This window comes from Nocardia sp. NPDC005825, assembly GCF_040630175.1.
Classification (GTDB): domain Bacteria; phylum Actinomycetota; class Actinomycetes; order Mycobacteriales; family Mycobacteriaceae; genus Nocardia.
This window is the reverse complement of the sequence record NZ_JBEXXC010000009.1, coordinates 67,019-87,119: the sequence shown is the minus strand read 5'-3', so window position 1 is coordinate 87,119 and position 20,101 is coordinate 67,019. Positions and strand designations below refer to the sequence as shown.

The 20,101-nt window shown below is 69.5% G+C and carries 16 protein-coding genes; 6 read left to right on the top strand and 10 right to left on the bottom strand.

Features of this window, described 5'->3' with window-relative positions; genetic code table 11:
* Nucleotides 1–16: 16 nt before the first annotated feature.
* The 3 genes from ABZ382_RS23900 to ftsY form a co-directional block, all read right to left on the bottom strand.
* Complete coding sequence (locus ABZ382_RS23900) at nucleotides 17–355, bottom strand: P-II family nitrogen regulator (RefSeq protein WP_040859831.1); 339 nt, start codon at nucleotides 353–355, stop codon at nucleotides 17–19.
* A 5-nt stretch (nucleotides 356–360) separates the two neighbouring features.
* Nucleotides 361–1,713 (bottom strand): ammonium transporter, encoded by a 1,353-nt coding sequence (locus ABZ382_RS23895; protein WP_357092619.1) that lies wholly within the window; start codon nucleotides 1,711–1,713, stop codon nucleotides 361–363.
* Nucleotides 1,714–1,926: 213 nt separating this feature from the next.
* Nucleotides 1,927–3,603, bottom strand: a complete 1,677-nt coding sequence (ftsY, locus tag ABZ382_RS23890) for a signal recognition particle-docking protein FtsY (RefSeq protein WP_357092616.1) — start codon at nucleotides 3,601–3,603, stop codon at nucleotides 1,927–1,929.
* 215 nt (nucleotides 3,604–3,818) lie between these two features.
* On the opposite strand from ftsY, the gene ABZ382_RS23885 reads away from it, so the two are divergent.
* Nucleotides 3,819–4,208, top strand: a complete 390-nt coding sequence (locus tag ABZ382_RS23885; protein ID WP_326357779.1) for a DUF2237 domain-containing protein — start codon at nucleotides 3,819–3,821, stop codon at nucleotides 4,206–4,208.
* Here ABZ382_RS23885 and ABZ382_RS23880 read toward each other — a convergent pair.
* Nucleotides 4,205–5,089: a hypothetical protein gene (locus ABZ382_RS23880; protein WP_357092612.1), complete on the bottom strand. Its 885-nt coding sequence runs from the start codon at nucleotides 5,087–5,089 to the stop codon at nucleotides 4,205–4,207. The genes ABZ382_RS23885 and ABZ382_RS23880 overlap by 4 nt on opposite strands.
* Nucleotides 5,090–5,263: 174 nt before the next feature.
* On the bottom strand, nucleotides 5,264–6,034 hold the full coding sequence (locus ABZ382_RS23875) for a helix-turn-helix domain-containing protein (RefSeq protein ID WP_357092610.1): 771 nt from the start codon (nucleotides 6,032–6,034) through the stop codon (nucleotides 5,264–5,266).
* Between the two features lie 104 nt (nucleotides 6,035–6,138).
* On the opposite strand from ABZ382_RS23875, the gene ABZ382_RS23870 reads away from it, so the two are divergent.
* Nucleotides 6,139–7,032: an NmrA family NAD(P)-binding protein gene (locus ABZ382_RS23870; protein WP_357092608.1), complete on the top strand. Its 894-nt coding sequence runs from the start codon at nucleotides 6,139–6,141 to the stop codon at nucleotides 7,030–7,032.
* 31 nt (nucleotides 7,033–7,063) lie between these two features.
* On the opposite strand, the gene ABZ382_RS23865 is transcribed toward ABZ382_RS23870, so the two are convergent.
* The 3 genes from ABZ382_RS23865 to ABZ382_RS23855 all read right to left on the bottom strand — a co-directional run bounded on the left by ABZ382_RS23865 (nucleotide 7,064) and on the right by ABZ382_RS23855 (nucleotide 11,925).
* Entirely contained in the window at nucleotides 7,064–7,702 is a 639-nt protein-coding gene (locus tag ABZ382_RS23865; protein WP_357092605.1) for an HAD family acid phosphatase, read from the bottom strand.
* A gap of 93 nt (nucleotides 7,703–7,795) precedes the next feature.
* Nucleotides 7,796–11,407, bottom strand: coding sequence for a chromosome segregation protein SMC (gene smc, locus ABZ382_RS23860; RefSeq protein WP_357092602.1), 3,612 nt, complete (start codon nucleotides 11,405–11,407; stop codon nucleotides 7,796–7,798).
* 89 nt (nucleotides 11,408–11,496) lie between these two features.
* Nucleotides 11,497–11,925: a DUF1707 domain-containing protein gene (locus ABZ382_RS23855; RefSeq protein ID WP_357092599.1), complete on the bottom strand. Its 429-nt coding sequence runs from the start codon at nucleotides 11,923–11,925 to the stop codon at nucleotides 11,497–11,499.
* Nucleotides 11,926–12,098: 173 nt separating this feature from the next.
* On the opposite strand from ABZ382_RS23855, the gene ABZ382_RS23850 reads away from it, so the two are divergent.
* A complete protein-coding gene (locus ABZ382_RS23850; RefSeq protein WP_357092596.1) occupies nucleotides 12,099–13,331 on the top strand; it encodes an acyl-CoA dehydrogenase family protein in 1,233 nt (410 codons plus the stop codon).
* A 1-nt stretch (nucleotide 13,332) separates the two neighbouring features.
* Entirely contained in the window at nucleotides 13,333–14,457 is a 1,125-nt protein-coding gene (locus tag ABZ382_RS23845; RefSeq protein WP_357092593.1) for an acyl-CoA dehydrogenase family protein, read from the top strand.
* Between the two features lie 21 nt (nucleotides 14,458–14,478).
* Here ABZ382_RS23845 and ABZ382_RS23840 read toward each other — a convergent pair whose 3' ends face one another.
* A complete protein-coding gene (locus ABZ382_RS23840) occupies nucleotides 14,479–14,676 on the bottom strand; it encodes a hypothetical protein (protein WP_357092590.1) in 198 nt (65 codons plus the stop codon).
* A gap of 75 nt (nucleotides 14,677–14,751) precedes the next feature.
* Nucleotides 14,752–15,441 (bottom strand): transporter, encoded by a 690-nt coding sequence (locus ABZ382_RS23835; protein WP_357092587.1) that lies wholly within the window; start codon nucleotides 15,439–15,441, stop codon nucleotides 14,752–14,754.
* A 133-nt stretch (nucleotides 15,442–15,574) separates the two neighbouring features.
* On the opposite strand from ABZ382_RS23835, the gene ABZ382_RS23830 reads away from it, so the two are divergent.
* Both ABZ382_RS23830 and ABZ382_RS23825 read left to right on the top strand, forming a co-directional pair.
* On the top strand, nucleotides 15,575–16,816 hold the full coding sequence (locus ABZ382_RS23830; protein ID WP_357092585.1) for a helix-turn-helix domain-containing protein: 1,242 nt from the start codon (nucleotides 15,575–15,577) through the stop codon (nucleotides 16,814–16,816).
* A 56-nt stretch (nucleotides 16,817–16,872) separates the two neighbouring features.
* A complete protein-coding gene (locus tag ABZ382_RS23825) occupies nucleotides 16,873–20,100 on the top strand; it encodes a protein kinase (protein WP_357092582.1) in 3,228 nt (1,075 codons plus the stop codon).
* Nucleotide 20,101: the final 1 nt, after the last annotated feature.

The following is a 20,101-nucleotide window of genomic DNA, read 5'->3' as shown; positions in this document are numbered from 1 at the left end:
GAGGATCCCGCTCGAATTACAGAGCGTCGGAACCGCGTTCGCCGGTGCGCACCCGGACGATGGCGTCGACCGGGGTGACCCAGACCTTGCCGTCGCCGATCTTGCCGGTGCGGGCGGCTTCGACGATGACCTCGACGACCTTGTCGACGGAGGCGTCGTCCACCACAACCTCGACCCGGACCTTCGGGACGAAATCCACCGAGTACTCGGCGCCGCGGTAGACCTCGGTGTGGCCCTTCTGGCGGCCGTAGCCCTGCACCTCGCTGACGGTCATGCCGAGCACGCCCGCCTGCTCCAGGCCGGTCTTCACGTCCTCCAGGGTGAACGGCTTCACGATCGCAGTGATCAGTTTCATGTTCGTCATGCCTCCTTGACGGCGGCGGTGCGCGCCGCACCACTCACAGCAGCGAAATCGTATGCCGATTCTGCGTGCTCGGACTCATCCAAGCCCTGGAACTCGGCTTCTTCGCTCGCCCGGAGACCGATGGTGTACTTGATGGCGAGCGCGATGATCAGGGTGCCGACGGCCGAGAAGGCAAGCACCGCACCGGCTCCCACGGCCTGCTTGATCAGCTGATCGAAGCCGCCGCCGTAGAACAGACCCTTGACCGCGGCCGGAGCCTCGGGGGCGGCGACCAGGCCGACCATCAGGGTGCCGGCGATACCGCCGACCAGGTGGACGCCCACCACGTCGAGCGAGTCGTCGAAGCCGAACTTGAACTTCAGGCCCACCGCGAGAGCGCAGAGCGCACCGGCGACCACGCCGATGGCGAGCGCGCCGATCACGTTGACCGAGGAGCAGGAGGGGGTGATGGCGACCAGACCGGCCACGATGCCCGAGGCGGCGCCCAGGGAGGTGGCGTGACCGTCGCGGATCTTCTCCACGAGCAGCCAGGCCAGCATGGCCGCGCCGGTGGCGACGGTGGTGGTGACGAAGGTGGCGCCCGCGATGCCGTTGGAGCCGACGGCCGAACCGGCGTTGAAGCCGTACCAGCCGAACCACAGCAGACCGGCGCCGAGCATCACGAAGGGCAGGTTGTGCGGACGCATCGGGGTCTTCGGCCAGCCCTTGCGCTTGCCGAGCACGATCGCCAGGACGAGGCCCGCGACACCGGCGTTGATGTGGACCGCGGTACCGCCGGCGAAGTCGATCGCCTTGAGCTTGTTGGCGATCCAGCCGCCGTGCTCACCGGTGACGCCGTCGAAGGCGAAGACCCAGTGCGCGACCGGGAAGTAGACCACGGTGGCCCACACGGCCGAGAACAGCACCCACGACCCGAACTTCAGGCGGTCGGCAACCGCACCGGAGATCAGGGCGACGGTGATGATCGCGAACATGAGCTGGAAGGCCACGAAGACCGTCGCCGGCACGGTACCCGCCAGGGGGATGGCCGACTTGATCGTCTGGTCGGTGCTGCTGGCCAGGTAGGTGCCACCGAACAGCGACTTGAGCCCGAAGTACTGGGTCGGGTTGCCGATCAGGCTGCCCTTGTCGTCACCGAAGGCGACGGAGAAGCCGTACAGCACCCATAGAACAGTGACCACGCCCATCGAGGCGATGCTCATCATGATCATGTTCAGGACGTTCTTCGAGCGGACCATACCGCCATAGAAAAACGCCAGTCCGGGTGTCATCAGAAGCACGAGTGCTGAACTCGCCAGCATCCATGCGGTATCGCCGGTGTCGGCTGCACCGATTACGGGAAACGCCACCTTTTGTCCTCCTCATCTCTGGCCCCGCAGCAACCTGCGCATAAGCCTGCAATGAGATTCGTCAGTCGGTGTTTCCTCCGTGATCCTGCGGCGTTTCGCGTAGGTGAACGGATGAGATTGCAGTGTTGCGGTCACGTTTCCGGTCCCGCACCACTGTTACGACGACATTGTGAGGATGATGTTGATCTCGATATCGACGCAGTTCAGTGGGGGTTAACCCAGCAGAGCGTCGACGAAGGCGCCGGGTTCGAAGGGAGCAAGATCATCCGCGCCCTCACCCAAACCGACCAGTTTGACCGGTACGCCCAGCTCATGCTGCACCTGGAACACGATGCCGCCCTTGGCGGTTCCGTCCAGCTTGGTCAGCGCCACACCGGTGATGTCGACGACGTCGGCGAAGACCCGCGCCTGCATCAGACCGTTCTGGCCGACCGTGGAATCCAGCACCAGGATGACCTCGTCGACGGCGGCCTTCTTCTCGACCACGCGCTTGACCTTGCCCAGCTCGTCCATCAGGCCGGTCTTGGTGTGCAGGCGGCCCGCGGTGTCGATGAGCACCACGTCCACGCCGCGATCGATACCGGCCGACACCGCGTCGAACGCCACGGCCGCGGGGTCCGCGCCCTCCTTGCCGCGCACGGTGTCCGCGCCCACGCGCTCACCCCAGGTCTGCAGCTGATCGGCGGCCGCGGCCCGGAAGGTGTCGGCCGCGCCCAGCAGCACGCGGCGGCCGTCGGCGACCAGCACGCGCGCCAATTTGCCGGTGGTGGTGGTCTTTCCGGTGCCGTTCACGCCCACGACCAGCAGGATCGACGGGTGGTCGGCGTGCGGCAGCGCGCGGATGGAGCGATCCAGCTCCGGACGTAGCGCGTCGACGAGCACCTCGCGCAGCAGCGCGCGGGCGTCGGCGGCGGTGCGGATGCTGCGCCCGGCCATCTCCTCGCGCAGGCGCTCCACGATGGCGGCGGTGCTGGCGGTGCCCAGGTCGGCCATGACGAGGGTGTCCTCGATCTCCTCCCAGGAGTCCTCGTCCAGATCGCCGCCGCCGAGCAGGCCCAGCAGGGACTTGCCGACGGCGTTCTGGGAACGGGACAGGCGGCCGCGCAGCTTGGTGAGACGGCCCGCGGTGGGTTCGATCTCGGCGATCGCGGGAGCCGCGGCGGCGGGCTCGGCCGCGGCGGTGGCCTCGGGGGCGTGCGCACCGGCGTGGGCGGCGACGGCGGCCTCGGCGCCCGCCGCGATCTCGGCGGCGGCGACAGCGGCCTCGGCGGCCTCCTCGGCGGCGGCCTCCTGCGAGAGCGGCTGCTCGGCGACATCACCGGCGGCCTTGCCCGCGGCGATCTCCCCGGCGGCTTCGGCGGCCTCGACCGCCGCGGCGCGGGCCGCGTCGTCGGCCGACTCGGCGGGGACATCGGTGGCGGGCGTGACTGCCGCGTCGGTGGGAGCGGTCTCGGCGGTGGTGTCGTCCGCGGTCACGGGGTCGTCCGCGGCGGGCGTGACGATCTCCGCGGCCGCGGCGGGTTCGGGCCCCTGGACAGGTTCCGGGAGACGCACTTCGTGGATGCTGCGCTTGCCGGAGTCACGCGGAATGGCCGCGTCGTCGCCGATGTGCGGCTGACCCTCGTCGTCGGTGCGCTCGGGCGGGAGCGGCACCGGTTTGTTCTTGGTGGCCGGGACCTGGTCGCGTTCGGGCGCGGAGGTGCCCTGGCTGAAGCTGAATCCGCTCGCGGCCTGGTATCCGCCGGACCTGTCGGTCAGCTCCTTGGACTCGGTGACCTCCGGGGTCAGCGAGATCCGGCGGCGCTTGTTCAGGGCATATCCGGCAACCAGCGCCACGAGCAGCACCGCCGCGATGGCGGCGATGAGAATCCAAACTTCTGCAGTCGTCACGTCCCCATCCTTTCAGAGGTGGTTGCCATGTCGGATTCACGCACCTACCGTCGCGTCGGGGGCCGTGGCCGATATCACAGGGCAGGGCCGTGTGATGCATCGACACGCCGGGGTTTGGTTCGAAAATCCGACCATCTACCAACCGGTTTGCTCGACTACGTGCCACAGTGCGGAAGGAGCGGCGAATGCGACACCGAGACAATAGGATCGGCGACGTGACCGATCGAAATGTGCTTGGGGGACCGCTGGAGGAGTGTGGCACCGATCCTCTCACCGGCTTCTACCGGGACGGATGCTGCAGCACCGGTCCCGAGGATTTGGGTAGCCACACCGTCTGCACGGTGGTGACCGCGGAATTCCTGGAGCACCAGAAGTCGATCGGCAACGACCTCGTCACCCCGCGGCCGGAGAACAACTTCCCCGGCCTGCAACCGGGCGACCGCTGGTGCGTGGTGGCCGTGCGCTGGCTGCACGCCCACGAGGACGGGGTGGCCGCACCCGTGGTGCTGGCCGCCACCCATGAGAACGCCCTCGAGGTGGTGCCCATGGAGACGCTGCGCAAATACGCCGTCGACGTCCCCGACGACGTCAGCGACCTGCTCTAGTCGTCGACGCCCTTGCGCAGCAAAGCCTCGGTGGCGCTGCGCAATTCGACACGGGCCGCGAACAGCCGCGGATCGGAGGCGAAGGCCACCCGGTCCGCGCCGGCGTGCAGCGGGCCGTTGAGCACCTGCAGGGTGATGGAACCGGCGATGGCCCCGAAGAACAGCGCCACCAGCGCGGGCCGCTCCCCCGCCAGGGCCAGGGTGAGCGCCGCCTGGCCGCCGAACACGGCCGCGGTGGCCGCCGAGATGACCAGCGAGTGGGTCATGTCCGCGCGCAGCGCCTCACCCTCGTCGTAGGCGTCCAGCACCGCGATGCCCAGGCCCAGCACCACCAGGTCGGCGGCGGTCACCGACAGCATGGCCGTGCTGGGCAGCACATTGAACCCGAGCAGGATGAGCGCCGCGCTCATCCCGAGCAGCAGCGCGCCCACGGTGAGCAGCCCGGCCGCGGAACGCCGTGAGTCCTCGGACCATTCGGCCTGCTGGCCGAGCATGGCCAGCATGGTGCCGAGCAGGGCCAGCAGGGTGACCGCGCCCAGCAGATAGCCCGCCGGCAGGAAACCGCCCGCGGCCGGCATGGCCAGCACCGCGCACAGCGGCACCAGCCCGACCCGCCACCAGCGGTCGACGCGTTCCACCCCGGCGGGCAGCAGTCGCACGAAGACACCGCTGAAAGCCAGTACGGGGGCGCACACCAGCACGATGCGCACACCGTCGAACCAGGGACTCCCCCCTGCCATCCGATCCGCCACCACCGCGGCGGCGAACGCCAGCAATCCGATTGCCGCTCTGCGTAACAACAGCTTTCGCGGATCCCGCGCCAGTAGATACAAACCGAGCCACCATGCGGCACCGAACGCCGCGGCCGACACCCAAACCACGCAGGGAGCGTACTGCCCCGCCGGCGGTTCGCGGGGGCATACCGCAACGCCGTATATGGCCTTCTACCAGTATTTTTCACCGATTTGACGCCCTCGTCACACCTTCGCATCCGTTTGGGCACACGCAGGTCACGAAGGGCCCCAACGGCTTTCATCGGGGGCCGGGCGGCGGGGTCAGGCGGGTACCGCGTGGCGGCGGCGGTGGGCCTTCTGCCGGCAGGCTGCCGAACAATAGCGGGCGGGGCGGCCGGTGCCGGTCGGCTGGATCGGGGTGGCGCAGATCGGGCAGTGCGGGGCCGGGGTTTCGTCACGGATGGCCGTTTCGTCACGGGCGGCGATCGCGTTCCGGCGTTTCGTTACGGGCTGCACCGAGGGCCGGGCACGCAGGGCGTCCAGGACCAGGGCGGCGGGGCGGGACAGTTCGCGGTCCGGGGACAGGCGTTGGATCGCAACGCATCCCGTGAACAGGGCGAGGACGTCGGGAACGGTGAGGTCGGCGCGGACGGAGCCCTGCCGCTGGGCGGCGATGAGCAGGTCGCCGAGGGCGGCGTGGAAACGGGCTCCGGCGTCGCGCACCAGTTCACGCGGCCAGCCGTCATTGTTGACCATGTCGCACACGGCCTGGTTGCGATGGCTGGAGGTGATCACCTCGGCGCAGAAGCCGAAGAAGGCGGCCCCCGCGTCGGGGGCGGCGCGCAGCCGGTGGGCCAGACCGGTGAGCCGGTCGATGCGTTGCTGCATAACGGCTTCCAGCAGCGCGGTCTTGGTGGGGAAATGGCGGTACACGGTGCCCGCGCCGACCCCGGCGCGGCGGGCCACCTCGGCCAGGGAGACCGCGAGCCCGCCTTCGGCGAGAGCGCGCTGGGCGGCGGCCAGGACCAGGGCGCGATTGCGGCGCGCGTCGGCCCGGGCATTCGGGGCGAGGCTGGTGGTGGGTGCGAACATTTCGTTACGCGCGTCCTTTCCGGTGCTGGCCAATGGAAACGCGGCGGTCCTAGCGTTCATATCCGGGTCGACCGACCCGAATACTACCGAACGAACGGGTGACAATGTCCTCTCGTAATGACCTGATCCTGGTGACCGGCGCGACCGGCAAGCAGGGTGGCGTCACCGCGCGCCGGCTGCTCGACACCGGCCGGTCGGTGCGCGTCCTGGTGCGCGATCCGGAATCGGCTGCGGCGCAGGCCCTCGCCGCGGCGGGCGCGGAGCTCGCCGTGGGCGACTTCGACCGACCGGAGACCCTGGCCCCGGCGCTGGTGGGCGTGGGTGCGGCGTTCCTGGTGCCGCCCGCCGCCTACGGCCCGGACGGCTGGGATGTCGGCCTGGAGGTCGCGCGCGGCAGCGCTTTCATCGACGCGGCGGTCGCGGCCGGGGTCGAGTACATCGTGTTCACGACCGTCGCCTCGCTGACCGAGGACGGCCAGTGGGGTGCGCAGGGCAAACGCCGTGTGGAGGAGGCGCTGCGCGCGAGCGGCCTGCACTGGACGATCCTGCGTCCGGTCCGATTCATGGAGAACTACTTCATGCAGGGTTTCCCCGTGGACGGCATCAACGACGGCGTGCACCGGCATCTGTTCCCGGCGGACAGGCCGATCCAGTCCATCGCGATCGAGGACATCGCGGTGATCGCGCAACTGGCCTTCGACGATCCGGCCCGCTTCCACGGCGAGGTCCTGGAGTTGGCCGGTGACGCTCTCACCATGACCGAGGCCGCGGCGGCCATCACCGCCGCGACCGGCCACCGGGTCCGCTACGTGGAGGCGTCGCAGGCCGACGCCGAGGCCATGGGCCCCGAGGTCGGTGTGGTCTGGCGGCTGTCCCGGGAGGGCCGGGGCTGGCACGCCGATATCCCGGCGGTCCGCGAGATCCATCCCGGCCTGCGGACTTTCGAGGCATGGCTCGCCGAATCCGGTGCGGCGCGGCTGAAGTCGCTGCTGGATTGACGAGCTCGGGCTCGATCGGGGTCCGGGTGGATCAGTTCAGCGCGCCGTTGTAGTCGGGCAGCTTGAAGGTCTGCTGGGCGTGGCCGCCGGACAGGTCGGAGGCGCTGTTGCCGATATTGGCCACGATGGTGTAGCCCTGGGCCTCGATCGAGGCGCGGGTGGCGGTCTTGTAGTCGGCGAGCGCGCCCGCGCCGGAGGAGCCGGTGGTGAGGCCGCCGCCGTAGAGGCCGTCGACCGGGTAGCCGACCGTGGTCAGGTTGATCTGGCTGTAGATGTTCATCACCGAGGGGCGGCCGGTCACGAAGATGATCGCCGCGCCTTGGCTTTTCGCCCACTTGGCCAGCGCCAGCATGGGCGGGATGGCCGGGGTGATGGGTGCCGCGTGGTAGCTGGTCTCCAGCGAGGTGTTGTCGATGTCGAGGACGACGGCCGGCTTGGTGACGCCCGGCAGCGCGGTGGTCAGGTAGGCCTGGGCGGCGTTGGCGACGGTGGTGACGTCGCTGATCCACTGGCTGTAGGGCGGGAGGTTGGCGTTGCTGCCGCCGGAACCCGACAGGGATCCCGTGCCCGAGCCGGACCCGGCGGATCCGGTGTCGGCGAGGGCGAGCGGGAGCGGAGCGGCGAGGCCGACGGAGAGTCCGGCGGCCAGGACGGCGAGGGAGCGCTTCATGGGGCCGGACGCTAGCGGCAACCCAATGGGACGCGCAGGTGTTTCACTCTGACATCGGGATGAATTCCCGCTCAGCGGGACACAGCGGCGAAGCTATGGTGTCGCGCCGACCAGGTTCTCCCCGCGCATCCGCTGCGAGATCACCTGCGTGATGCCGTCACCGCGCATGCTGACGCCGTAGAGGGCGTCGGCGATCTCCATGGTCGGCTTCTGGTGGGTGATCACGATCAGCTGGCTCTTCTCGCGCAGCTGCTCGAACAGTCCGATCAGCCGGCGCAGGTTGGTGTCGTCCAGCGCAGCCTCGACCTCGTCCATCACATAGAAGGGCGAGGGCCGGGCGCGGAAGATCGACACCAGGAAAGCGACTGCGGCCAAGGACTTCTCGCCACCGGAGAGCAGCGACAGCCGCTTGACCTTCTTGCCCGGCGGGCGGGCCTCGACCTCGACGCCGGTGGTGAGCATGTCCGCGGGATTGGTGAGCAGCAGCCGCCCCTCACCGCCGGGGAACAGGCGGCCGAAGACGCCGGTGAACTCGCGTTCCACATCCTCGTAGGCCTCGGTGAAGACCTGCAGGATGCGCTCGTCGACCTCGGCGACCACGTCGAGCAGGTCCTGGCGGGCCTTCTTGACGTCCTCGAGCTGGGTGTTGAGGAAGGTGTAGCGCTCCTCGAGGGCCGCGAACTCCTCCAGCGCAAGGGGATTCACCTTGCCGAGGGTGACCAGGTCCTTCTCGGCGCGCTTGGCGCGGCGCTCCTGGGTCGCGCGGTCGTAGGGCATGGGCTGCGGTTCGCTGACCGTGTCGCCGCGCTCGCGGGCCTGCTCGTACTCGATCATCTCCAGCGCGGTGGGCGGCATGGGGACGTCGGGGCCGTATTCGGCGATGAGGTCGTCGAGGCTGACGCCGAACTGTTCGGAGATGGTGGTCTCGACCTGCTCGATGCGCAGCGCGGCCTGGGCGCGAGCCACCTCGTCGCGGTGCACGGCGTCGGTGAGCTGGGCGAGCTGGGTGGTGAGGGCGCGCGAACGCTCCTTGGTCTGATCGACCTGGGCGGCGTATTCGCCACGGCGGCGCACCAATTCGTCACGGCGGGCGGAGGCCTGGGCCACCACCTGCTCGAGTTCGGCGGCGATCTTCTCCGCCGACGCGGCGACCACGGCGGCCAGCGCGGCGGCCTGGCGGCGGGCGGACTGGGCGCGTTCGGCGCGGGCCCGGTTCTCGCGTTCGGCGCGGGCGGCGCGGCGCAGCGAATCGGCCTTGCCGCGGACCGATTCCGCGCGTTCCTCGGCGGTGCGCACGGCCAGGCGGGCCTCGACCTCCATGGAGCGGACCTCGGCGAGGGCGGCGGCGGCCTCCTCGCGGGCGTACCCGGCGGTCTCGGTGCCCGCGGATTCCGGGTCCAGGTCGGCCTGTTCGTTCTCGGCGTGACGCAGCCGGTCCTCGAGCTCGGCGAGCTTGGCGAGGGTTTCCTCGCGGCCGGTCTCGGCGTCGGCGCGCTGGGCCAGCAGCCGATCGCATTCGCGCTGGGCGCCGCGGGCGGCGTGACCGAGGCGGCCGAGCCGGTCGTAGATGGCGACCAGGGCCTGGTCGGATTCGTGCAGGGCGAGCAGGGCGTGGTCGACGGCTTCCTTGCGGTCGGTCTGCTCGGCGAGCGCACCGGCGAGCGCGGCTTCCAGTTCCTCGGCCTGCCGCTGCCAGGACGCCAATTCGGCGGTGGCGGAATCGATGTCGGCCTGCACCTCGAGCTGGCTGGGGGCGCGGTCGGAGCCGCCCAGCAGCCAGCCGCTGCCGGTGATGTCGCCGTCGCGTGTGACCACCCGCAGTTCCGGGCGCGCGGCGATGACCTGCGCGGCGGTGGCGAGGTCGTCGGCGACGGCGATGCCCGCGGTGAGGGCGGCGATCGCGCCGCGCAGGTTGGCGGGGCAGTCGACCACGTCGGCAAGCCAGCGGGCCGAGCCGGGCAGCGGTGAATTCGCCTGCGCCGCAGGGAGGGCCGCGGCGTCGGCGTAGACCAGGGCGGCGCGACCGCCGTCGGTCTCCTTGAGCGCGCGCACCGCGGCGTGCGCGGCGGGGCCGGTGTCGGCGGCCACGGCGTCGGCCAGCGGGCCCAGGGCCGCGGCGACCGCGGACTCGAAGCCGCCGTGCACGCGGATCAGGCCGGACAGCGGGCCCAGCAGTCCGTCGGCGCGGTGCTCGAGCAGCCAGGCCGCGCCGTCCTTGCGGCGCAGGCCCATGGCGAGGGCTTCGATGCGGGCGGTGAGGGAGGCGACGCGTTTACCGGCCTCGCGGTCCTGTTCGCGCAGTTCGGTGACGCGCTGGTCGGCCAGGGCGAGGGCCTGGGCGGCGTGCTCGTAGGCGTGGTCGAGGCCTTCCTCGCCCGCGTCGAGTTCGTTGAGTTCGCCCTGCACGGCCTCGAATTCGGCATTGGCGTCCTCGCCGCGGCGGCGGGCCTCGGCGATGGCGGTGGACATGCGGGCCACCTCGCCGTCCACGGACTGGGCGCGGATGCGCAGGGTGTCGACCTGGCCGGAGAGCCGGGCCAGGCCCTCGCGGCGGTCGGCGACGGCGCGGACCGCGGCGAGGTGGGCCTGCTCGGCGGCCTTGGCGGCCTGCTCGCGTTCGTAGAGTTGCTCGCGGGCCGCTTCCAGCGTCTCGGTAGCGATTTCGACGGCTTCGCGCAGTTCGGCCTCTTCGGCCTCGACCCGATCCGCTTCGCGCTCCAGCTGTTCCGGGTCGCGGCCGGTGCCGGTCGGTTGCTCGATGGTCAGGTTGCGCGCGCGATCGCGCGCGATCCGGATAGTGGCGTTGACGCGTTCGGTCAGCGCGGACAGCTGGAACCAGGTCTGGGCAGCGGCCTCGGCGCTGGGCGTCAGCTTGGACAGCTCGAATTCCTGCTGTGCCAGTGCGGCATTGGCGGCGTCGAGTTCGGCCTGCACGGTGACGTGCTGCTCCCGCGCGTAGGCCTCCTTGCTCTGCTGGCTCTCGAGTTCGCGGCGGCGGCTGACCAGATCGTCGGCGGCGAGCCGCAATCGGGCGTCCCGCAGTTCGGACTGGACGGTCGCGGCGCGACGCGCCACCTCGGCCTGCCGGCCCAGCGGCTTGAGCTGCCTGCGCAGTTCGGTGGTGAGGTCGGTGAGGCGGGCCAGATTGGCCTGCATGGCGTCCAGCTTGCGGACCGCCTTCTCCTTGCGCCGCCGGTGCTTGAGCACGCCCGCGGCCTCCTCGATGAAGGCCCGCCGATCCTCCGGCCGCGATTCCAGGATGGCCGAGAGCTGCCCCTGACCGACGATGACGTGCATCTCCCGGCCGATGCCGGAGTCCGACAGCAGTTCCTGCACGTCCATCAACCGGCAGGAGTTGCCGTTGATCTCGTACTCGCCGGCGCCGTCGCGGAACATGCGGCGCGTGATCGACACTTCCGAGTACTCGATGGGCAGTACCCCGTCGGAGTTGTCGATGGTCAGCGTGACTTCGGCACGACCGAGCGGGGCGCGGCCCGCGGTACCGGCGAAGATGACGTCCTGCATCTTCCCGCCCCGCAGCGCTTTCGCGCCCTGCTCACCCATCACCCAGGTGAGCGCGTCGACGACGTTCGACTTGCCCGACCCGTTGGGCCCCACCACACAGGTGATCCCCGGCTCTAATCGCAACGTCGTCGCGGACGCGAAGGACTTGAACCCCTTCAACGTCAGACTCTTCAGGTGCACAGCGGCTCAGACTACCCGTTCCCCGAAGATTGCCCCGAGTATGCCGACCCCGCGTCCCTTCTGCGCCACGACGCGATCCGGACCGCGGGTCAGCGAGCGCGGTAGCGGTTCCACGCGGTGGATTCCCAGCCCATGACGACGCGGAAGATCAGCACCGCGCCCCAGGGGCCGATGACCCAGATGGGCCAGGGGTAGGTGAATTCGCCTGCGGCCACCGAGATCGCGGCCCAGATGAACAGGCACAGCAGGCTCGCGCCGAGCCAGGCGCCGCCCTCGATCTGCTGCCAGACGGGCAGGCGGGTGCGCGAAGCGGACTGCGGCGCAACGGTCTTCGAGAGCTTCGGCAGGTCCTGCAGGACCCGCTGGAGGTCTTCGCGGGTGGCGGTGGCGTAGACGCGGGCCAGGCGGTCGTCGTATTCGGCGAGGTCCAGGCGGCCTTCGGACAGGTGGCGGCCCAGGAGCTCGGCGATCTGGGCGCGCTCGGCGTCGGAGGCGCGGGTGCCGGTGGTGATGTCCATGTCGATCCTTAACGGTCGGGCGCTGCCGGATATTCCATTGTGGAACGTTTATCCAGGATAAACCTCCACATTGGAATGTTCAAGGGATTCAAGTGAGGGCGGGTGCCAGCACATTTGCCAGCAGGGGGGATGCGGTGAGATGGTTGGTGCCAGTTCTCGGACAAGGAGTCATCGTGGACCTTGACTGGTCGCCTGCTGATCTGGCGTTTCGTGATGAAGTGCGCAGCTTTCTCGACGAAAAGTTAACCGACGATCTACGCCGAGCGGGACGGTTGGCGACCAGCGTCTACCCGGACCACGAGGCCAGCATGGAGTGGCAGCACATCCTGCACGAGCGCGGCTGGGCCGCCCCGGCCTGGCCGGTGAAGTACGGCGGCTGCGACTGGAGCCTCACCCAGCACTACATCTTCGGCCGCGAATGCACCCTGGCCGGGGCGCCGAACCTGTCCCCCATGGGGATTCGCATGGTCTCGCACGCGATCATGGCGTTCGGCACGAAGGAACAGAAGGACTTCTTCCTGCCGGGCATCCTCACCGGCGAGGTCTTCTTCTGCCAGGGCTATTCCGAGCCCGAGGCCGGGTCGGACCTGGCCTCGCTGTCGATGACCGCGGTCGCCGACGGCGAGGACCTGGTGGTCACCGGCTCCAAGATCTGGACCACCCACGCCACCGAGGCGAACTGGATCTTCGCCCTGGTCCGCACCTCCAAGCAGGCCAAGAAGCAGCAGGGCATCACCTTCCTGCTCATCGACATGCGCACCCCGGGCATCGAGATCCGTCCGCTGGTCATGACCTCCGGCGAGCAGGTGCAGAACCAGGTGTTCTTCGACCAGGTCCGGGTGCCGCAGGCGAACGTGCTGGGACAGATCGACGACGGCTGGACCGTGGCCAAGTTCCTGCTCAACTTCGAGCGCGGCGGCGGCGCGGTGGCCCCGGCCCTGCAGGTGATGGCCGAGGAGCTGGCGCAGGCCGCGACCGAGCAGGTCGCCCCCGGCGGCGGCGCGCTCATCGACGATCCGGCTTTCGCCGCGAAGCTGGCCGATGCCCGGCTGCGCGCCGATGTGCTGGAGATCCTCGAATACCGCACGCTCGCACTGGTTTCCAGCGGCAAGGACCCGGGTCCGGCGGCGTCCACGCTCAAGATCCTGGGCACCGAGCTGAGCCAGGCGCTCACCGAGCTGGCGCTGGAGGCGGCGGGTCCGCGTGGCCGCGCCTATCAGCCGCACGCCACCATGCCGGGCGGCCCGATCGCCGACTTCACCCCGCCCGCCGACGGTTTCGTGGCGGGCGAGGAGTGGCAGGCGGTAGCCCCGCTGCGGTACTTCAACGACCGCGCCGGCTCGATCTACGCCGGCAGCAACGAGATTCAGCGCAACATCATCGCCAAAGCCACCCTGGGACTGTGACATGGACTTCTCTTTCACCGCGGAACAAGAACTGCTGCGCGACACCGTCACCGAGTTCCTGACGGCCCGCTACCCGCTGGAGGCGAGCCGGGCCGCGGCGCGCACCGGGGCCGGGTGGCAGCCGGAGATCTGGCGCGGCCTGGCCGAGGAGGTCGGGATTCTCGGCGCCAGCCTGCCGGAGTCGGCGGGCGGCATCGGGGGCGGACCGGTCGAGACCATGATCATCGCCGAGGCGCTGGGCGCGGCCCTAGTGCTGGAGCCGTACGTGGACACCGTGGTGGTGGGCGGCGGCCTGCTGCGCCGCGCCACCGGCAAGCGCGCCGAGGACCTGCTGGCGGGCATCGCCGCCGGTGAGGTGGTGACCGGATTCGCCGCGCTGGAACCGCGATCCGGCTACGACTACACCGCGGTGGCGGCCACGGCCGTGCGCGACGGCGACGACTGGGTGATCACCGGCGAGAAGACGGTGGTGACCGCGGCCCCGCTGGCCACCCACCTGCTGGTGACCGCGGTCGCGGACGGCGAGATCGCGCTGTTCGCCGTCGATGTCGATCCGGCCGCGCCGCCCGCGGGCCTGACCGCCCGCGCCTACCGCACCATCGACGAGCGTCAGGCCGCCGACCTGACCTTCGACGGTGTGCGCGTCCCCGCCGACGCCCTGCTGCTCGCGTCCGCCGGTGAGGCCATCGCCGCGACCGTGGACGAGGCCATCGCGGCGGTATGCGCGGAGACGGTCGGGGCCATGCGCAAGGTGGTCGACGACACCGTCGCCTACGCCAAGCAGCGCCGCCAGTTCGGCGTCGCGATCGGCAGCTTCCAGGCCCTGCAGCACCGCATGGTGGACATGCTGCTGGAGCTCGAACAGGCCGTGGCCGCAACGTATCTGGTGACCCTGAAGCTGGACGCCCCCGCCGCCGAGCGGGCCCGCGCGGCCTCGGCCGCCAAGGCCACCGTGGGCCGCGCCGCCCGCAAGATCGGCCAGGAGTCGGTGCAGTTGCACGGTGCCATGGGCATGACCGAGGAACTCGCCATCGGCCACTTCTTCAAGCGCCTGACCGCCGTCCAGTACGAGTTCGGCACCACCGACCAGCACATTGCCCGCTACGCCTCACTGACGCGGCCGTAGCGGGCGCTCCCGCGCACCGGCTCAGGGGTGACCGGTGCCGGATCGGGTTCCGGTGGATCGCGTGACCGATCCACCGGAACCCGATTCATCCGCGCCACGCCGGAGTTCGGCGGCGACATGCCGGGTGGACCTCCGCACCGCGGCCACGATGACCAATGCCATCGCGGGTCCGGTGACGAAGCACAACAGACTCAGAGCGATCAGTAGAACGGTTCCCACGTGCGGATTATTGTCTGCCAACGGGCGTTTCAGCCAATTCGGCAACTGTGAGGCAATGGCAACGCGCGCCGCCACTCACACGATTTCACTCGCTTCCTTCGCGGGCTCCACGCCCGTCGCCACATTGTGGGCGTGCATCGCGCGGTAGGCGAGGAAGTAGATGAACCCCTGGGTGCCCCACGTCGCCAGCGCGGCGGTGTAGAAGATCGTGCGGTTCTCGTCGTCGAAGGGCCAGGGGAAGAAGTCGTAGGTGATCGCGATGGTGGACGCCGCCACGGTGACCGCGGCGGTCCAGACGGCCAGCGGTTTCGCTCCGATCCCCCAGAGCCGCTTGACGAAGTACGCCAGGAACAGCGCCGTGAGCAGATTGACCACGACGAAGAACGTCGCGGGAACGACGTGGAGCGTCTCGTCGTGGAACTGCCGCAGGTACAGCCCGCCCGCGATGGCGAGCGCGAACACACCGATGTCGACGGCCGCGGTCGGCTTGTACCGATGCGTGACGGCCATCAGACCCATCACGAGAATGAGCGTGATCCCGACCGAGCGCGAGAACGCGTCGAAGAAATACGCCACGCCGTAGAGGACGCTGCCCTCGTCACCGCTGAACAGTGACCAGAGCAGAAAGTTGGTGCCCGACGTCGCCACCACCATCCATTCCAGGCCGAGCAGGTAGTTGCCGTAGCGCCGGATGAACCGCCATCCGAAGTAGTAGCCGACGAAGATCATCCAGATATCGGACGCGATGAAGAAGAGGTCTTTCACCGGACCTACTGTCGCCACCTATGAGCCAGGTCACAACGACGCGGTGCACCTGCTTTGCCTGGAATCGGTGCACCGTGCACTCCGCCCGGCGGAAGGCTCACCACCTCCGGAGGATCGGGGCAGACTGCTCGATATGGAGGAATTGTGGCCCCTGCCGACCGCCGAGGCCGCTGACGCCATCCGGTCGGTGTGCGAGCGGCTCCTGGCGGACGCGGACGCCTTGGCCGACGCCATCGCGACGCCCGCCGTCACGGCGCACAACGATCCCGCCCTGCTGTCGGACGCGTCGCTGGTCGAGGAGGACCGGCATCTGAATCGTTCCGACCTGGTCCAATGGCTCACCTCGAACATCCAGCAGCCGGGGCGAAGGGTGGAACCCTATGTCGGCCCGAGGATCACGGCGTACATCCGCACCCTGGTCTCCCGCGGCATCGCACCCGATTTCGCCGCGGGGTGGCGGGTGGCGCTGGGTGTCGGCTGGCGCCGATGGCTCGAGGAATCTGCGGCGTACTGTTCGAACACCGACCTCCTGGTGGAGGTCCTCGACGTGTCGGCGAAGTCGTTGGTGCAGTACGCCCTCGACTCGGTCGCGGTCCTGCGCGAGGTGAGCCTCGCCGCGGCGATGGGCAACGCGGATGCCGACGCGATCGCCCTGATCCAGCTGATCGCCAGTGGCGCGCCCGTGACCGAGGACTTCGCCGAGGAGCGCCTGCGGTACCGGATGGCCCGCTCGCACGTGAGCCTCGTCCTGTGGACCGACGATCCGCAGCGGGCCGGCGCGTTGGAGGAGGTGGTCGTGGCCGTGCGTTCGGCCGCGGTGGGGCGGAGTGCCCTGGTGGCCCGTGCGAGCGCGACCGCACGGTGGATCTGGCTGTCCGGCGACACCGGCCAGGACCTTCCCCTCGTCGAGAAGATCGTGACGTCGGCGGAAGACGTCCGGGCGGCCGTCGGCCGGCCGGGCGACGGACTCGACGGGTTCAGGTCCAGTCATCAGGACGCCCTCGCCGCCCAGGCCATGGTCATCCGGCTCGGCTCCGCCCGGCGCTGCACCGCGTACGCGGACGTCGAGCTCATCGACAACCTCACGAAGGACCGCGCCAGTGCACGACGTTTCGTCACCAAGACGCTCGGTCCGTTGGCCGAAGCCGATGAGACGTTGCGGCAGGCACTCCTGACCTACGTGCAGTGCGGCTTCAACACCACGCGTGCGGCGGCCACCCTCTACGCCCACCGGAACACCGTCGAGCGCCGGGTCTCGCGTGCCAATGAACTCTCCGTGGTCAAAGTGGAGGACAACCCCGCACACGTCGCCGCCGCGCTCCTGGTGCTGGAGATCGCACCCGATATCGCGGCCTCCGCCCCCTCGATTCGATAGCGGGATGTTCTCCACGACTCGGCGTTAGGGTGGGAGTTGTCGAAAGTGCGTCGCTGATGGTCGACAATGATCCGCTCGAAACTCAGCGTGACGCGGGCCCGGTGGTCGCGTCGGACTTGAGCGCGGCCGGATTCGAGGACGCCGAGCAGATCGGTCACGGTGGTTTCGGCGCCGTCTATCGCTGTCGGCAGGTGGGCCTGGACCGCACGGTCGCGGTGAAGGTGTCGGCCGGGGAACTGGACGAGGAGAACCGCGCCCGGTTCGTGCGCGAGCAGCGGGCGATGGGCCGATTGACCGGTCATCCGAATATCGTCACGGTGCTCGAGGCCGGTGTCACCGGCGGTGGGCGGCCCTATCTCGTGATGCCGTACTACCCGGACTCGCTGGACGCGCGGATCCGGCGAACGGGTCCACTCGCGGTTGATGACGTACTGCGGATCGGGGCCGGAATCGCCGAGGCACTCGAGTTCGCCCATCGGCTCGGCATCCTGCACCGCGACGTGAAGCCGGGCAACATTCTGCTCACCGATGCCGGTGAACCGGCCTTGACCGACTTCGGGATCGCCCGCATCGCAGGCGGATTCGAGACCGCCACGGGTGTCGTGACGGCCTCGCCGGCGTTCACCGCGCCGGAGGTGCTCGAAGGTCGGACCCCGACCCCGGCCGCGGATGTCTACGGGCTCGGCGCCACCCTGTTCTGCGCGCTGACCGGACATGCCGCCTACGAGCGCCGCAGCGGCGAACAGGTCGTCGCGCAGTTCGTGCGGATCAGCACACAGCCGGTACCCGACCTGCGGGAACACGGCATCCCCGCCGACGTGTCCGGCATCGTGGAATCCGCGATGCACCGCGATCCGGAACAACGACCCTCGGCCGCCGACCTGGGCACGGCGATCGGGCAGATACAACTGCGACGCGGATATCCCGTGCGCCGGACCGCATCTCGGAACAGTCCGGCCGCGGCGCGCGAGCTCGAGAGCGGGCCGCGAACCGCCGGAGACCACGGCCTTCCCGGCGAGCTGACCAGTTTCGTGGGCAGGCGCGCCGAGCTGACCGAACTCAAGAATCGGCTGACCGCATGCCGGTTGGTGACACTGGTCGGTCCGGGTGGCGTGGGCAAGACCCGGCTGGCCCTCCGGGCGGCCTCGGCGACGCGGCGGGACTTCGCCGACGGGGTATCGGTGATCGAACTGGCCGAGGTACACGATCCGTCATTGGTGGCCGACGTCGTCGCGGCCGCCGTGGGTGTTCGGGTGGACTCGTCCCGGCCGGCCCAGGATCTGCTGGTGGAGTCGCTGCGTTCCCGCGAAACCCTGCTCGTCGTGGACAATTGCGAGCAGATCGTCGACTCGGTGGCCGAGTTGGCCGAATCGCTCCTACGGGCGTGCCCCAGGGTCAAGATTCTCGCCACCAGCCGCGAGCCGCTCGACATCGGCGGCGAGACCGCTCAACGGCTGCCGCCGCTCGCCGTGCCCGCGCGCCACGAACCAGCATTGCGAGAGCTGCCGAAATACGATGCGGTGACCTTGTTCTCCGAGCGCGCGGCGACGGTGGTGCCCGGGTTCGTACCGAACGAGCGGAACAAGGACGCGGTGGTCGGGATCTGTTCCCGCTTGGACGGATTGCCGCTGGCGATCGAGCTGGCGGCCGCGCGGATGCGGACCATGTCACCGGAACAGATCCTGCAGCGGCTGACCGATCGGTTCGACCTGCTCACCCACGGCAGCCGGACGGCACCCACCCGGCAACAGACGCTGAGCTGGTGCACCGACTGGAGTTACGAGCTGTGCACCCCGGCCGAGCAACGGCTGTGGGCCCGGCTGTCGGTCTTCGCCGGTGGATTCGAACTGGACGCCGTCGAATTCGTCTGCGGCGCCGAGACCGCTCCGGCGGAGCTGCTCGATGCGCTGTCCGGATTGGTGGACAAATCGATCGTCGTCCGGGAGGAACACGAAGGCGCCGTGCGCTTCCGAATGCTGGAGACGGTGCGGGACTACGGGCTGGCGAAGCTGCGGGAGAGCGGTGAGGAAGCGGACCTGCTTCGCCGGCACCGGAATTGGTGCCTGCGGCTGGTGCTCGACGCCGAGGCCGACCTGATCAGCGACAGACAACTCCCCTGGCTGAACCGGGTGCAGCACGAAGAGCCGAACCTGCGTGCGGCGCTGGAGTTCTGCGAGTCCGACCACACCGAGGAATCGGCGGCGGCCGGGCTCCGCACGACGTCCGCCCTCTATGTGTTCTGGAGCGTCCGGGGGCAATTCGGCGAGGGCCGGCGCTGGATCGACCGGCTCCTGGCCCACCCGTGTGCCGCTGCCACATCCGACCGGGTCGGCGCCGTGTACGCCGATATCTCCATGGCGGCGATGCAACGGGACCTGCCGCGAGCTGTCGCCCTGCTGGAGCAGGGGCACGCGCTCGTCGAGCAGGACCGTACGCCCTGGAACGAGGCGCTGATCAGTTATGCCGAAGGAACCCTCGCCATCTACCTCGACGAGCCCGAGCGCGCGGTGTCGTGCGTGGGTCGTGCGATCGCGGTGTTCGGGTCGGACAGTCGAAGCTGGTTGTCGGTATCCGCGTTGTCGGACCTCGGCGCCGCGCATGCCCGGCTGGGCGACATCGAGCAGGCGATCGAGTGCTATCAGCGGATGTTGTCCATCACCGAGGCATACGGTGAGTCGTTGTTCCGGTCACTCGCGGTGTCGGCGCTCGGGCTCGCGGTGTGGCAGCAGGGTGATCGCCGACGCGCACAGGAACTGCAACGGGAAGCGGTACGGATCAGTCGGCAGGTGCGCGGTCCGATCAACGCGGCGCTCGGCCTCGAAGCGCTCGCGTGGATCGTGGCCGATTCCGACGGTGAGCGCGCCGCGGTGCTGATGGGCGCGGCGGACGAGCTGATGTGGTCGGCCTCCGGCGGCATCGTCTTCTTCTATCCGGAATTGGATCAGTACCACCTCGATACCGAACAGCTGGTACGGAAAACCCTCGGCGACAAGCGTTTCGATGCCGCATGGCACCGTGGTCGATCGATGGGATTCGATGCGGCGGTCGCCTACGCGCTGGAAGAACCGGCGGCGGAAACGTCTTCCACGGGAGCGGCGACGTTGACCAAGCGTGAACGCGAGGTCGCGGACCTGGTCGCCGAAGGGCTGACGAACAAGCAGATCGCGACGCGGCTGGTGATCTCCCAGCGCACCGCGCAGGGCCATGTCGAGCACATCCTCACCAAGCTCGGCTTCACCTCACGCGCGCAGATCGCGGCGTGGGTCGCCGAGAAGTCCGGCTAGG